This is a genomic window from Bacillus sp. EU52, assembly GCF_037964975.1.
In the GTDB taxonomy this organism is placed as follows: domain Bacteria; phylum Bacillota; class Bacilli; order Bacillales; family Bacillaceae; genus Bacillus; species Bacillus subtilis.
Genome location: NZ_CP150177.1, coordinates 3,168,942 through 3,183,336, shown reverse-complemented (window position 1 = coordinate 3,183,336; position 14,395 = coordinate 3,168,942). Strand labels below are relative to the sequence as shown.

14 protein-coding genes are annotated in these 14,395 nt (G+C 47.5%); 7 read left to right on the top strand and 7 right to left on the bottom strand.

Going from position 1 to position 14,395, the window contains the following annotated elements; genetic code table 11:
• Window positions 1-167 precede the first annotated feature (167 nt).
• The 6 genes from yuzJ to pucR form a co-directional block, all read right to left on the bottom strand.
• Window positions 168-299: a YhzE/YjcZ family sporulation protein YuzJ gene (gene yuzJ / locus NSU05_RS16375; RefSeq protein WP_009968115.1), complete on the bottom strand. Its 132-nt coding sequence runs from the start codon at window positions 297-299 to the stop codon at window positions 168-170.
• Window positions 300-721: 422 nt separating this feature from the next.
• On the bottom strand, window positions 722-1,066 hold the full coding sequence (gene uraH / locus NSU05_RS16370; protein ID WP_038429573.1) for a hydroxyisourate hydrolase: 345 nt from the start codon (window positions 1,064-1,066) through the stop codon (window positions 722-724).
• Window positions 1,066-2,550 (bottom strand): factor-independent urate hydroxylase, encoded by a 1,485-nt coding sequence (pucL, locus tag NSU05_RS16365; RefSeq protein WP_038429572.1) that lies wholly within the window; start codon window positions 2,548-2,550, stop codon window positions 1,066-1,068. The genes uraH and pucL overlap by 1 nt, the downstream gene beginning before the upstream one ends.
• Before the next feature lie 12 nt (window positions 2,551-2,562).
• Window positions 2,563-3,855: a uric acid permease PucK gene (pucK, locus tag NSU05_RS16360; protein ID WP_339204143.1), complete on the bottom strand. Its 1,293-nt coding sequence runs from the start codon at window positions 3,853-3,855 to the stop codon at window positions 2,563-2,565.
• 5 nt (window positions 3,856-3,860) lie between these two features.
• On the bottom strand, window positions 3,861-5,210 hold the full coding sequence (pucJ, locus tag NSU05_RS16355) for a uric acid permease PucJ (RefSeq protein WP_038429569.1): 1,350 nt from the start codon (window positions 5,208-5,210) through the stop codon (window positions 3,861-3,863).
• A gap of 144 nt (window positions 5,211-5,354) precedes the next feature.
• The gene (gene pucR, locus NSU05_RS16350; protein ID WP_038429568.1) at window positions 5,355-6,950 is read right to left on the bottom strand and encodes a purine catabolism transcriptional regulator PucR; all 1,596 of its coding nucleotides are present in this window, start codon (window positions 6,948-6,950) and stop codon (window positions 5,355-5,357) included.
• Between the two features lie 174 nt (window positions 6,951-7,124).
• On the opposite strand from pucR, the gene NSU05_RS16345 reads away from it, so the two are divergent.
• The 7 genes from NSU05_RS16345 to yunB all read left to right on the top strand — a co-directional run bounded on the left by NSU05_RS16345 (window position 7,125) and on the right by yunB (window position 13,249).
• Entirely contained in the window at window positions 7,125-8,465 is a 1,341-nt protein-coding gene (locus NSU05_RS16345) for an allantoinase (RefSeq protein WP_038429567.1), read from the top strand.
• 96 nt (window positions 8,466-8,561) lie between these two features.
• A complete protein-coding gene (locus NSU05_RS16340) occupies window positions 8,562-8,909 on the top strand; it encodes a hypothetical protein (protein ID WP_015714653.1) in 348 nt (115 codons plus the stop codon).
• A 37-nt stretch (window positions 8,910-8,946) separates the two neighbouring features.
• On the top strand, window positions 8,947-9,795 hold the full coding sequence (locus NSU05_RS16335; protein WP_003243895.1) for a DUF72 domain-containing protein: 849 nt from the start codon (window positions 8,947-8,949) through the stop codon (window positions 9,793-9,795).
• 17 nt (window positions 9,796-9,812) lie between these two features.
• Window positions 9,813-10,634 carry a sulfite exporter TauE/SafE family protein gene (locus NSU05_RS16330; RefSeq protein ID WP_003228670.1) on the top strand — a complete coding sequence of 274 codons (822 nt, stop codon included), beginning with the start codon at window positions 9,813-9,815 and terminating at the stop codon, window positions 10,632-10,634.
• Window positions 10,635-10,653: 19 nt separating this feature from the next.
• Window positions 10,654-12,042 (top strand): bifunctional UDP-sugar hydrolase/5'-nucleotidase, encoded by a 1,389-nt coding sequence (locus NSU05_RS16325; protein WP_038429566.1) that lies wholly within the window; start codon window positions 10,654-10,656, stop codon window positions 12,040-12,042.
• Window positions 12,043-12,106: 64 nt separating this feature from the next.
• Window positions 12,107-12,412 (top strand): YunC family protein, encoded by a 306-nt coding sequence (locus tag NSU05_RS16320; RefSeq protein ID WP_038429565.1) that lies wholly within the window; start codon window positions 12,107-12,109, stop codon window positions 12,410-12,412.
• A gap of 72 nt (window positions 12,413-12,484) precedes the next feature.
• Entirely contained in the window at window positions 12,485-13,249 is a 765-nt protein-coding gene (gene yunB / locus NSU05_RS16315) for a sporulation protein YunB (RefSeq protein ID WP_024573524.1), read from the top strand.
• 27 nt (window positions 13,250-13,276) lie between these two features.
• Here the strand turns inward: yunB and lytH are convergent, their stop codons facing one another.
• Window positions 13,277-14,257: an L-Ala--D-Glu endopeptidase gene (gene lytH, locus NSU05_RS16310; protein ID WP_003243462.1), complete on the bottom strand. Its 981-nt coding sequence runs from the start codon at window positions 14,255-14,257 to the stop codon at window positions 13,277-13,279.
• Between the last annotated feature and the right edge of the window lie 138 nt (window positions 14,258-14,395).

The following is a 14,395-nucleotide window of genomic DNA, read 5'->3' as shown; positions in this document are numbered from 1 at the left end:
AAGACGCAGAAGCGTTGTGGGAAAACACACGATAAATCTCGTAGAACTTGACAGCTTCTGGATTACAAAAAGATTAGTGAACACATAGCAAAGACGCCATAAAAACTTCTTATGGCGTCTGTCGGACAGGGAGGTGTTGGATACGGCGGAGGCAAGGAAAGTTAAACTTAATAATTAAAGATAGCTGCTCCAACAATGATCAACAAAATGAATAGCACCACGATCAAAGCGAAGGAGCTCCCGAAACCGTTTGAGTAACCAGAGTTTCCACTGTATCCACCAGAATTGTAGAATCCCATAATGTCACCTCCTTTAGTGGAGATAGTATAAGATATGCCAACGATTATTTTCGACATAGATTTAAGTCTAAAAAAGAAAAAATGAATATTTTGTCTAAAGGTGTAAGAGAGAACGCGTTATCAAAACTATTAAAAACGCAGCAATTGTCTTCAGAGTATTTTTTCGAGAAAAAACGCGGTCTGTTTATAGGATTGGAGAAGGGAGCTCGGCTGCTAAGAGCTGACTTATTAGTTTGAAACCTCGATTTATAAATGAAAGGACTACAGGATATTTTTGTCGTAGGCAATTATCCTGAAAAATATAGGTGAATGTTTATTCTAGCTGTTGTTTCACTAAGCGTGGGATTACTGCAAGTACTGTCCTAGGATCAAAAGTTTATTGAAGTGCAAATAGAAGACCGCCGGTGAGGCGGGCTTCCTTCTTAACTCCCCCTATACACCTGATAACCAAACGGCGACAGCAAGAGCGGGATATGATAATGTGCATCTGGATCTGCAAGCTGAAAACGGACGGTAACTATGGTTAAAAACAGCTGGTCGACCGTATTCACGTTTTTATTCGCAAAATAGTCTCCTGCATGAAATTCCATCACATACTCTCCGGACACCAGCTCTTCACCAGCCAGCAGAGGGACATTGACTCTGCCGTCATTGTTAGTGTAAACTTCTTTCAAAATACTTTCGCCCAGCCGCTTCAATTCAATTTTTACGTTCGCCGCTGGTTTGCCGCTGGTTAAATCTAAAATATGGGTTGTCAGTTTTCCCATCAGGCTTTCAGGCTCCGACATTTTTCAGCGGCTTTCTGTTTTTCTTTCTCGGCGTCTTCTCTTGTCACGGTAAAATATTGGAAACCGTATGGCGGGCGCGGTTCGGTGTAGACTTTTCCTTTTGAGCCCGGGATTTCTTCGACAACCGTATCCCACGTGTGATTTTGAGATTGGAAGCTGACATCAGTGAGCTGCGGGAACCTCGCTAATATTCTGCAGCCGATATGATAGATTAGGTTTTGGATTGAAGGGGTTTCGAGCTCGTGAAAAACGGTGCTCGCTAAGTCGCGGACTTGTTCAGCCGCAACGTAGCGGGCTGGATCAAAAGCGTATGCGTCATTGGTATTTTCATATTGCCAGCTGATGTTTAAATAGACAAACAGCGGGCGGTTGCCGTCTTCCGGGAGAGTCGTATATTCGTCCCGGATGAAGCCGACGAAGGAGTTGCCACTCACCTTGACGAGCTGAAGATCCATGATTTCGCTGTATTGCTCGGTAATCGTTATGGTATTCCCGCTTCGTTCTGCTTTCAGCACAGAGCGGCTTCGTTCATTACGCGATCTTCTGAAGACGAGGCGGCTTGTGCTGAGCTCTTTCTCCTCGTATGCAGGCATTGCTTCAAACGGAATGTCTTCGCCAGTCAGAGTGATCGTGTCCATATGAGAATAAGTATCTAAAAATCGGTGAGCTACATAGTGTAGGAACCCCTCGGTTGTCGTTCCTTCATAGGATGCGAGATGGCGCTGGATAAAGTTTTTCATTGAATCCGTTGCCACGACGAGAGTGTTGTCTCCGTCTGTAAATGATGGCAGGAAGGCTTCTCCGCCAATTTCGCATGTCACATCAACGCCGACAACGGTATTGCTTCTCCCGGCAAAAGATGATTCTGGGATTTGCTTCACTCCAGTGAGCGGTTTTAAAAACGTTCGGTATGCAAATACATTTCCTTTGCCATAAGACATGGTTCTTTTCATTTGCGTCTCTCCTTTTTCAGTGATGATGTCAGCCAGACGAAAGCGGGCGATTCGGTAAATTTCTATAAGGGCCTGCTGGAACTCCGTTTCTCGTTCGCTCTCAAGCCTTGCCAGCAGGGCTTGGTGAATGTCCTGTTTCGTCTTTCCCTTCACCGCTAAAATAAAAGGAAAGCCGAAGCGATCATAATAGTGTTCATTCAGCATGAGAAACTCCTCGTATTCCTGCTGTTCTAATTTGCTGAGCCCCGCGTTCTGCTGCTCTCGTACCGAGTCACCGCTCATTGTTTTCTTTGTTCCGAGCCGGGGATGCTTTTTGATTAAATCAAGCTGTGTCTCGCGATCCGCGGCTTTTACAATGCCAGTCATTTTGCGGTGAAGATCAGAAAGGGACGAAAACGGCCGTAGTGCTGCGGATCTCTCCGCAATCCATGAAGAGTGTTCAAAAATAGAGCCAAGTGTGTCTGTCAGTGTTTGTGTATCCATTTGGTTCAGGTCATCCATTGTGAACATTGGCATCTTCCTTTACGTTTTTATGTCTGTGCCATTCGGCTGTTTGGTTTGAAAAAAAGCGTGCAGTGCAATGGCCGTCAAACTGCCCATCACAATTCCGCTTCCTGCCAAGACAGAGGCCGCGCCCGGAAGAGATGAAAACAACGCGGGAACTGTTGTAGCGCCAAGCCCCAAGCTGACGGAAGAGGCGATAATCAGCAAGTTGCCTTGCGAATCAAGGTCAACGCTGGATAGCATTTTGATCCCGTAAGAAATGACCATGCCGAACATGACGATCATTGCGCCGCCGAGAACTGGGGTGGGGATCACTGTTGTCAGGGCCGCTGCTTTTGGAACCAGCCCGATCGCGACCAGTATGATTCCTGTGATGGCGATGACGTTGACACTTTTCATCTTTGAGAGCTGAACGATGCCGACATTCTGCGAGAAAGCTGTATAGGGAAACGCGTTAAATAAGCCGCCCAGCAAAATCGCAAGGCCTTCTGCCCGGTAGCCTTTTTCCAGATCCTTCTCCGACAGCCTGCGGTTTGTGATATCAGCGAGGGCAAAATAAACGCCTGTCGATTCAACGAGGCTGACAATCGCAACGAGAAGCATCGTGACAACAGCCGGCAGCTCAAAGGTTGGCGGTCCGAAATAAAACAGAGACGGAACATGAAGCCAAGACGCCTCCAAAACCTCAGAAAAATCGACCTTTCCCATGAAATATGCAGCCGCTGTTCCTGCGATAAGACCGAGTAAAATCGCTATGGAGCGGATAAAGCCGTTAAAGAAATAAAACAGCAATAAGATAAAAGCTGTGACGCCAAACCCGAGGAGCACGTTGTCGAGTGAGCCGAATTCTTTGCTTCCTTCACCTCCGGCCAGGTTATTCATTGCCGTTGGAATCAGGCTGATGCCGATGATCATGACGACTGATCCGGTTACGACAGGCGGAAAAAAACGGACAAGCTTCCCGAAGAAGCCCGCGGCTAAGACGACAATCAGTCCTGCGGCGATAATGGCACCATATATCGCTGGGACACCGTAAGTGCTTCCGATGGAAATCATCGGGCCGACTGCGGTAAACGTGCATCCGAGCACAACGGGAAGGCCGATGCCGAAATATCGGTTTCTCCAGAGCTGCAAAAGAGTTGCCGCCCCGCACATAAACAAATCAATCGCGATTAAATACGTCAGCTGCCCCGCATTCAGCCCGATCGCTGCTCCGACGATCAGCGGAACGAGAATGGCTCCCGCATACATGGCAAGCATGTGCTGAAGCCCCAGCATCATCAGCTGTAAGGCATTGTGCTGTTCCTTCATCTTTTTTACACCTCTTTTTCTAATACGAGTGTATGTTCTAATACCGGAAGTTCTGTTTTCTGAGCTGTTTTGTCTTTTTTGTCGCGCAAGCTGAAAAATAGATTCAAAAAGATAGCGGTCAGGCTTCCAGTGATGGTGCCGTCACTGACCAGAATTCTAATTGGAGCGGGGAATTCAGCAAAAATCCCGGGGGCCGTGCTGGCGCCGATGCCGAGTGCGATTGAGCATGCGATGGTCAGGAGGTGGTATTGATTTTTGAGATCCGCTGTGCTGAGCATTTTGACGCCGGAGGCAATCACCATGCCGAACATGACGACGGTCGCGCCGCCAAGTACAGCAGCAGGAACGGCAGAAGCAAGGGCGGCAATCTTCGGAATCAGTCCGAGACAGACAAGGATACAGCCTGCGGTAACGACGATGTTTCTTGCTTTCACTTTGGTCAGCTGCAATAAGCCGGCGTTTTGAGCAAAGGTATTATAAGGAAAGGCATTGAACAGCCCGCCGATGAGAATGGCGATTCCTTCCGCTCGATAGCCTTTGACGAGGTCTTTTTCAGTTAAAGGTCTGCCGCATATCTTTCCGATTGCGTAGAAAACGCCGGTTGATTCCACAATAATGACGATTCCGACGATCAGCATCGTTAAGATCGGACCGATTTCAAACGTTGGGGCTCCGAAGTAAAAAGGCTTCGGGATATGGAAGAACGGTGCTTCTGTAACAGAAGAAAAGCTGACTTTGCCCATGATCGCTGCTGCCGCTGTTCCGGCGGCGATTCCGATCAGAACGGACAGTGTTCGGGCAAATCCTTTGAGAAAGCGGTTGAGGACTAAGATCAGAACAAGGACACCGACAGAGAGAAGAAGGTTTTCGAGCGAACCGTATTCGGGGTTGGCACTGCCGTTTATTTTTTCGCCGCCAGCCATATTTTTCACACCTGTCGGAACAAGTGAAAGGCCGATCAAGGTCACAACGGTACCTGTTACGACAGGAGGAAATAACACAGTCAGCTTGCCGAAAAAACGCGCAAACAAAAAGATGAACACACCGGCCGCGATGATGGAACCGTAAATCGCGTGAATGCCGTAATTGCTGCCGATTGCAATCATCGGGGTGACGGCCACAAATGAACTGCCAAGCATGACGGGAAGCCCGATGCCGATGTATGCTCCGCGCAAGGTTTGCAAAAGCGTCGCGATGCCGCACGTTAACAGGTCAATCGCCAATAGGTAGGACAGCTGTTCAGTTGTTACATTCAGCGCCCTGCCGACAAGCAGGGGCACCAAAATCGCACCTGCATACATGGCGAGCACATGCTGCAGGCTAAGCGTAAACACCTTAAACGATCTTTTTTTCACTATAGTCCCTCCTTGTATGTGAACTTTAGTAACATGATATCGTGCCGATCGAGGGGTGTCATTGGATACAGTAGCTGAAAAAGACAGGTGTGATTGCTGAAAGTGACGAAAAATGATTCGTTTTGTAAGAAAATGTAACGAGCATTAGCTGATCAGCCGCTGCATACGTAAGGCAAGCCGCAAACGCATCGTTGTTTCAGGATCTTTTAAGCTTTTACCCAGAAGCTCTTCGCATTTTTCAAGGCGGTATATGACCGTATTGCGATGAACGTACAGACGCTTTGCCGTCTCTGAAATTTGGCAGTGTGTCTCTAAATAGACGGAAAGCGTATGAAGCAGGCTTTGATCCTCCTGCTGTTTTTCAGCGAGGCTCTGAAGCGTGGAGTTGTAAAATTTCTTCAAATCCTCAACCGGGAGCAAGCGCAGAAGCTCAGGCACATCTTTGGCGTGATACACCTGGATAAATGCGGTGCTTCTCGACAAATGCCCCGATTGCAGAGCATCAGAAGCTTCTGTGAAAGCGTCGGGAACATCAATGAGCTTTTGGCAGATATTGCTGATGCCAAAGGACACGGTTCGTTTAAATTGAGCGCTGACCTGTGTTTGGAACTGTTCTAAAAAGCTGATCACCGAGGCGTGCATTTCACTCCAGCTGTCTGTCGCTTCGATTAGAATAATGCCGACGTTTCCTTTCATAAAGAAGTGAGGCGGAAACGGGAAGGCTGATAATTCACCTTCAAGAAATTCGAATACGCTGTCGGAAGCGAGCTGATTTTCTGTAAAGCTGATTGATTCGTCATTGCGATCGAGTTTGCCGGCGATGCACATGTATTTTTGATCCCAGCGCAGCTTGAATTCTTTCGCCCGGTTTTTGATTTCGTCATCTGAAGAAAAGGTCCGCTCAATAAAATTGTTGAAAAACTCATTGCGGGCCCGCCGGCTGAACTGCTTCAGCGCATTTTCCTTCAGCAGTTCAAAGGAAATGACGTTGGCCGCTTGTTCAATCGTGAGGATCAATCCTTTGTCGCCTGCCTGCACCATGTCCGGTATCAGCAGGTAGCCGCAGTTTTTTTCGTGATTATAAATAGGCAGGACAGAATATGTTTTCTGATCTGAGATTGTAGAGAAACAAGTGAAAAATGGCCCGGATACGGTATTCAGGGTGCCTTTCAGCTTTTCGGTCTCAACTGAAATCTGATGAGACGCAGACAGCATTTTGGCATGCTGGTCAAGCAGCAGCACGGGAAGCTGAAGGAGGTCTGACACCTTTTTGAGGAGGGATTGCAGCCCCTTGCCGCTCATAATGTGGTTTGTGAATTTTTTGTGCGCGTAAATAGCTTGCTGCAGCTCGTTAGAACGCATATCGAGAATATGGCTGAGTGTGGCATTCACAATATCGCCGAGTCGGATGTGTTCCGGAAGCTCAATGATCGGAAACGCATATGAATCGGCCAGTTCGATGATTTCCTTCGGGATATCTTCCAGATAGCGCTTTGTTTTAATGCCGAGGCCCGCGCAGCCGCGTTTTGCCATTTGCCGAATCAGTTCAGATAATTGATGCGGGTGATCCTTCAGGTGATAGGCGGTGGTGACGAGCAATTCATTCTTATGCAAAAAGTCTGCGATATCCGGAGCGTCCATCATATTGACATGCTGAACCTCTCTTTCCCCTCCTGCTTTTCCAGCGATTAAATTGGCGTTTTTAAAAGCCGGTATTTTCATCACATCAAAAATATTCATAGCGCATTCTCCTTTTCTATAAAAACATTGGTTAAGGTGAATAATTTTCAATAGGAATTCTAGCGGTTTTGCTGATGTAATACGATCATAGTAGCAGTAAACTGTTGAAAATAGAACTGGTTGTGTTACATAAACTGACATGAAAAATCGTCATCCTTACATGGGGGGATCAATATGGCTTACGATATGGTGATAAAAGGTGCGAAGGCAGTTACGCCAGATGGCGTTATAGAAGCTGATATTGCAGTTCAAAACGGTGTCATTGCCGAGATAGGTTCTGACATTGAAGCAAGCGGGACGGAAATCATCCAGGCAGACGGGAAATACGTGTTTCCTGGTGTGATAGATTGCCATGTTCATTTTAATGAACCGGGCAGGGAGGATTGGGAGGGGTTTGAAACAGGTTCTCAAATGATGGCCGCAGGCGGTTGCACCACCTATTTTGATATGCCGCTCAACTGTATTCCATCAACCGTGACGGCAGAGCATCTTCTCGCAAAAGCTGAGCTAGGCAGGCAAAAATCTGCCGTGGATTTTGCGCTATGGGGCGGCCTTGTGCCAGGCCATATCGAGGACATCCGTCCGATGGCTGAAGCGGGAGCGATCGGGTTTAAAGCGTTTTTATCAAAGTCAGGCACTGATGAGTTCCGCTCTGTTGATGAACGGACATTGCTCAAAGGCATGGCAGAAATCGCGGCTGCAGGAAAAATCCTCGCTCTCCACGCGGAAAGTGACGCGATTACAAGCTACTTGCAGATGGTTTTGGCCAATAAAGGAAAGGTGGACGCGGATGCGTACGCCGCCTCCCGCCCGGAGGAAGCAGAAGTTGAAGCGGTGTATCGCACGATTCAGTATGCGAAGGTGACAGGTTGTCCGGTTCATTTTGTCCATATCAGCACGGCGAAAGCGGTCCGGCTGATCAGAGAGGCGAAACAGGAAGGTCTTGATGTTTCGGTTGAAACATGCCCGCATTATGTCTTGTTCAGCCATGACGATTTACGGCAAAGGGGCTCTGTCGCAAAATGCGCGCCTCCGCTCCGGTCGCTGCAATCAAAAGAGACGCTGATCGAGACGCTCATTGCCGGGGACATTGACATGGTTTCCTCAGACCATTCCCCCTGCCGTCCATCCTTGAAGCGGGAGGATAACATGTTTTTATCATGGGGCGGAATCAGCGGCGGGCAGTTCACTTTATTAGGAATGCTGGAACTGGCGCTTGAGCATCAGATTCCGTTTGAAACCATCGCAGAATGGACAGCGGCGGCCCCTGCAAAACGATTCGGCCTTCAGAAAAAAGGGCGGCTTGAGGCGGGGTGTGATGCAGATTTCGTGCTCGTCAGCATGGAGCCGTACACTGTTACAAGAGAATCGATGTTTGCAAAGCATAAAAAAAGCATTTACGAAGGACATACATTTCCCTGCAGCATTTGGGCCACTTACAGCAAAGGCCGATGCGTGTACAATGATGGGGAAAAGGTCACTGAAATTGACGGAGCTCTGGTCGTTCCTTCGTAAGCCCGGCGGATTTTACCGCCGGGTTTTTTGATTTCCTCCGTTCTAGTTTTTAAAATCTCATCAACGTGGTATCTTTTTTTAAAGGAGGCGGAGGCAATGGAGCATGTCAAATACATACTTAAGCAATCCTGGTCGCGCCATTCGAGCTCTAAATGGACGGAAGAATGCCCGTCATGCGGCCAATGCGGCGTGACGGCATTGGTGATTCAAGACCATTTCGGCGGCACGATTTTCAAAACAAAAGTCGGTGAGAGCTGGCATTTTTACAACAGCATCAATGGTGTGATGTACGATTTTACGAGTGAGCAGTTTCAGGCGCCTATTGAATATCAGCATATTCCTTCCTCAAGAGAAGAGGCGTTTTTAGATACGAATGAGGAACAATATCAGCATCTTCGTTCTGCATTTTCCCGCCATATGAACAGCATTTCCGAGGAAACCTGAAAACACGTGTGATAAACTGGAAGAGAGGTGAATGAGTGTGATTTATATCGGACTGACGGGGTGGGGGGATCATGACAGCATCTATCCGCCGAAAACGGCCAGCCAGAAAAAATTGCAGGCCTATTCCTCCCATTTTCCGATCGTGGAATTAGACGCGAGCTTTTACGCGATTCAGCCGGCGCGCAATAATGAAAAGTGGGTGAAGGAAACGCCCGAAACCTTCCAATTTATCGTGAAAGCATATCAGGGCATGACAGGGCATCAGCGCGGCGAAATTCCCTTTGACTCAAAAGAGGAGATGTTTGATGCGTTTAAGGTGTCTTTAACGCCATATTTACATAGCAATAAGCTCGCCATGGTGCTGTTTCAATTTCCGCCGTGGTTTGACTGCAAGAAGGAGAATGTCGCCTATTTGAGATGGTGCAAGCACCAAATGGGAGATATTCCTTGCGCGCTTGAATTCAGAAACCGTTCCTGGTTCTCGCCGCCATTTTATGAGCAGACGCTTTCATTTATGAAAGCGGAAGGCTGGATTCACAGTGTCTGTGATGAACCGCAAATCGGAGAAGGCAGCGTTCCGACCGTGTTGCGCGCGACCGATGAAAACAAAACGCTCGTCAGGTTTCACGGGCGCAACAAGCAGGGCTGGATGAAGCCTGATGGCGGGAAAAACTGGCGGGAGGTCAGGTACTTATACCGCTACAACCAACAGGAGCTGGAGGATTGGAAAAAGCACCTGAATGAATTGCAGCAGCAATGTAAGGATGTTTTTGTCCTGTTCAACAATAATTCCGGCGGTGACGCTGCGGATAATGGCAAGCAGATGCTTGAACTGCTTGATATCGAGTACAGCGGACTTGCTCCGAGACAGCTCGATTTATTTTAGAAAAGAGGTTTTTATTGATGTCGTTTGTGATTTTGGTCGTACTGGGATTAATCGCAGGTACGGTAGGAAGTCTGATCGGGCTTGGCGGCGGAATTGTCATTGTGCCGTCTCTGATGTTTTTAAGCACAGTGACGCAGCTGTTTCAGGATGTGACGCCGCAGGTTGCGATTGGAACTTCGCTTTTGGTCATTATTTTTACGGGCCTTTCTTCAACTTTGGCTTATATTAAATATAAAACAGTTGATTATAAGAGCGGGCTCATTTTCTTTATCGGTTCAGGTCCCGGCAGCATGATCGGGGCTTACGTGTCAAAGCTGTTCAATTCAAACTCGTTTTCCGTTTGGTTTGGCATTTTTATGATTCTGATTTCATTATCCTTAATGCTGAAAGCGAAAGCCCGGCCAATCAACAAAGCGCACAAAGGAATTATCCGGACATTTCAGGATGATGCCGGTGAGCCTTATACGTACTCATATCAGGCCTCTGTGGGTATTGCCATTGCCTTTGTTGTCGGTTTTTTAGGCGGACTTTTCGGTATAGGCGGCGGATCACTGATGGTTCCGGCGATGATGCTGTTATTTCTGTTTCCGCCGAAGGTTGCGGTGGCAACGTCCATGTTTATTATTTTCCTGTCTTCTATGACAGGGTCTGTTTCACATATGATTTCCGGGCACGTCAATTGGCTGTATGCCCTCGCGCTTGTGCCCGGCGCTTGGTTCGGCGGAAAGCTTGGCGCCGCCATCAACAGAAAAATGCAGACGAAAACGATCGTTATGATCATGCGGATCGTATTGATTTTGATCGGCTGCCAGCTCATTTATGAAGGCATTTTCAGCTGAACGATTAGGGAGAGATATTATGAAGGAGAAGCTCCGCTTATATCATACAAATGATTTGCACAGCCATTTTGAAAATTGGCCGAAAATTGTAGATTATATCGAGCAGAAAAGAAAAGAGCATCAGTCAGACGGCGAAGAGACGCTCGTTTTTGATATTGGCGATCATCTTGATCGTTTTCAATTCGTGACAGAGGCGACATTCGGAAAAGCGAATGTCGATCTCTTAAACCGCCTTCACATTGATGGAGCGGCGATCGGCAATAACGAAGGGATTACGCTTCCGCATGAAGAGCTTGCTGCCTTATATGATCATGCTGAATTTCCTGTCATCGTCTCTAACCTGTTTGATAAAAATGGAAACCGTCCGTCCTGGGCGGTGCCTTACCATATCAAATCATTGAAAAACGGTATGTCCATTGCTTTCTTAGGTGTAACTGTGCCGTATTATCCTGTATATGACAAGCTGGGATGGACAGTAACGGATGCTCTTGAAAGCATAAAGGAAACCATTCGGGAAGTGAAAGGGCAGGCTGATATTATCGTTCTGCTGTCACATTTAGGCATTCTTGATGATCAGGCAGTGGCTGAAGCGGTGCCTGAGATTGATGTAATCCTCGAATCACATACCCATCATTTGCTTGAAGATGGACAAGTGGTGAATGGGGTACTGCTGGCCAGCGCCGAGAAATACGGGCATTATGTCGGCTGTGTAGAAATCACGGTGGACAGCGTACAGCAAAGCATCATCAGCAAAACGGCTTCTGTGCAGAACATGGCGGAATGGACAGGAGAATCCGCAGAAACAAAAGCGTTTCTCAATGAAAAAGAACGTGAAGCCGAGGAGAAACTGTCCGATGCCGTTGCAGAGCTTGCACAAGATGCTGAGGTGAAGTGGTTTGAAGAATCAGAGCTGCCTTTGCTTTTGGCATACGCCTTAAAGGAATGGTGCGAGACGGACATCAGTATGGTCAATTCAGGTGTCATTCTCGGTCCGCTAAAAGCAGGTCCTGTGACAAAGCTGGATCTGCACCGCATCTGTCCGCATCCGATCAACCCGGTGGCTGTCCGCCTGACGGGAGAAGAACTGAAGGAAACCATTGTCCATGCCGCTTCCGAACAAATGGAGCAGCTCCGGATCAAAGGACTCGGCTTCCGCGGAGAAGTGATGGGGAAAATGGTGTATGCCGGCGTTGAGGTAGAAACGAAACGGCTCGATGACGGGATCACCCACGTCACTCGGATCACACTGAACGGGGAAGATATTGAAAAACATAAACAATACTCCGTTGCGGTGCTTGATATGTTTACGCTCGGCAAACTGTTTCCGTTGATTCGCGACGCTGCAGAAAAAGAATATTTTATGCCGGAATTTTTGCGGGATCTGCTGGCTTGGAAGCTTGCGCAATAAGGCAGTCAGCCCACAACAAGCTGTGCCCTTCATCATAAAGTGATGAATGAAGGGAGTGGTTGACGTGGTAAACCTGACACCGATCATGATAGAAGGACAGCCTTTTACAGCTGTGACAGTAAAGCTTCCCAAAACTAATTTTATGGCCGTCACCAATGATCACGGATACATTATGTGCGGCGCGCTTGATGTGGCGCTGCTGAATGAAAAATTAAAGGAGCGCGGCATTGTGGCGGGACGCGCAGTTGGTGTCCGCACCATTGACCAGCTGTTAGACGCACCTTTAGAATCCGTCACGTACGCTGCGGAAGATCTTGGCATCAAAGTCGGCATGAGCGGCAGAGAAGCGCTTTTAAAAATGGTGAAATAAAATAAATTGGCCCCGGCTATTACTATGTCCCCTCTTACAAGCATACATTGTGATATGTAAGGGGGGATTTTCTTGCCAAGATATCGCGGCCCTTTTCGCAAGAGAGGACCTTTGCCTTTCCGTTACGTGATGCTCCTGTCCGTTGTCTTTTTTATCCTGTCAACAACGGTCAGCCTTTGGATGATCAATGGCTCGATCAAACCTGTTTTAATGGACATCGGCGAGATGGAAACGAAGCGTATAGCGACAGAGGTGATCCAGGATTCGATTGAGGACTATATGTCTGACAGTGAAAATATGAAAGATATGTTTCAAATGAATTCTGATGAAAACGGAAACTTAACGACAATCGATTTTAATACACAGGTTGTAAACAGTGTGAAAACAAAAGTGACAAAGCAGCTTCAGGCTCATTTGAAAGAGATGGAAACCCATACCGGACACAGCGGCGCCAGTGAAAACATTATGATCAACATTCCGCTGGGACAGGTAACCGGCAACAGCCTTCTTGGAAACCTCGGGCCGAAAATCCCGGTCCGGTTCAATTTAATCGGTGACGCTTTTACAGATGTCAAAACCAAAATCAAGCCGTATGGCATAAATAACGCACTTATTGATATCAGCATCTTTGTCGAAATTAAAGTGAAGGTCATCATTCCATTTGCCAGCAAAACCGCTGTCGTCACAAATAATGTTCCTGTATCGATTAAAGCAGTGCAGGGCGAAGTGCCGCAGTTTTATAATGGAAGCGGCGGCTCGGGTGTCACGCCTTCTGTCCAGCTTCCGAGCAGCAAAGAAGACGGTGCCGATTCAAAAAAAGAAAAAAGCAGCAAATAAGCCGCCTGTTGAAGAGGCGGCTTTTTGTTACTTCTTTTTTTGGTATTCATATCGCTCCCACGCCCTCAAATGCGGGTATGGATCAAATGACCATTCGGTTCTTCCGTTATCTTTGTACATGCCATAGTGCAAATGCGGCGGGAACTTCCCGGCGGTTCCCGGCGGGCCGTATCCGGAGCTGCCGACTGATCCGATCACTTGGCCAGGCTCAACGATTTGTCCTGTTTTAATCCCTTTGGCAAACCCATTGAGATGGGCAAAATAATGATACGTATTGTTAATGTCCCTGATGCCGATTCTCCATCCTCCGAAGCGGTTCCAGCCCTTCATTTCAACTACGCCGTAACATGTGGATTTGACAGGAAGGCCGTAATGGGCAAAGATATCCGTACCTTCATGAATCCGCCTTCCACCAAAGCCGCGGGCATCTCCCCACGTGCTTCGGTAGCTGTAATCGGTTCTGATCGGAAGCGGGAATGCATGCTCGCCCAGATCAATATGGCCGTAGGCTTTAAACAGCTTCATGAATTCAGATATAATCCCCACTGTCTGATCACGCCGGTAATAATTCCAAAGCCCGATCCGGATGTTGTCTTCATCTGTGCCATACGACAGTAAGTATTGGCTGAACGTATACAAGATATCTTCATCGTTGCTGACCTCGGCTTTCCCGTCTCCATCGCCATCCATTCCGATTCCGTCAAACACTTTAATGCTTAACGGCGCATCGTCTTTCGGATTCGGGTTTTCAGGCCCGCTCCAGATATCATCGGGTATATAGATGCTGATGATTCCCGCCTTTTCAGGCAGATCTTTCCGGTTGCTCCGCACGTTTTCTTCGTATTGATCAACAGCGGCGAGCGCATACCAAGGGATCTGCGTCACAGCTTCGATTTTATGATATAATTCCATCCGTTTCGACAGCACTGGATCTGAAAGTTTTTTTCCAGACGCAGAAGGCTCAAATGCAAACAAAAGGAGAAGAAGAGCGGATAACAAAACTTTCACAAAATAATCTCCTTTCATATTGAATACACATAGTTTGCGGCAACCCGGCTTAAAAATGTCAGTAATCATCTTCCCTTGTCGAGAAATTTTTCCTATGTTAAAGTGTCTAAAGAAAAGACTTTCTTTAGTTAGAAAAAC

What these genes read in the sequence shown, in the direction of transcription:
- yuzJ (WP_009968115.1), bottom strand. Translation starts at nt 299, where the DNA reads ATGGGATTCTACAATTCTGGTGGATACAGTGGAAACTCTGGTTACTCA.
- uraH (WP_038429573.1), bottom strand. Translation starts at nt 1,066, where the DNA reads ATGGGAAAACTGACAACCCATATTTTAGATTTAACCAGCGGCAAACCA.
- pucL (WP_038429572.1), bottom strand. Translation starts at nt 2,550, where the DNA reads ATGTTCACAATGGATGACCTGAACCAAATGGATACACAAACACTGACA.
- pucK (WP_339204143.1), bottom strand. Translation starts at nt 3,855, where the DNA reads ATGAAGGAACAGCACAATGCCTTACAGCTGATGATGCTGGGGCTTCAG.
- pucR (WP_038429568.1), bottom strand. Translation starts at nt 6,950, where the DNA reads ATGAATATTTTTGATGTGATGAAAATACCGGCTTTTAAAAACGCCAAT.
- NSU05_RS16345 (WP_038429567.1), top strand. Translation starts at nt 7,125, where the DNA reads ATGGCTTACGATATGGTGATAAAAGGTGCGAAGGCAGTTACGCCAGAT.
- NSU05_RS16340 (WP_015714653.1), top strand. Translation starts at nt 8,562, where the DNA reads ATGGAGCATGTCAAATACATACTTAAGCAATCCTGGTCGCGCCATTCG.
- NSU05_RS16330 (WP_003228670.1), top strand. Translation starts at nt 9,813, where the DNA reads ATGTCGTTTGTGATTTTGGTCGTACTGGGATTAATCGCAGGTACGGTA.
- NSU05_RS16325 (WP_038429566.1), top strand. Translation starts at nt 10,654, where the DNA reads ATGAAGGAGAAGCTCCGCTTATATCATACAAATGATTTGCACAGCCAT.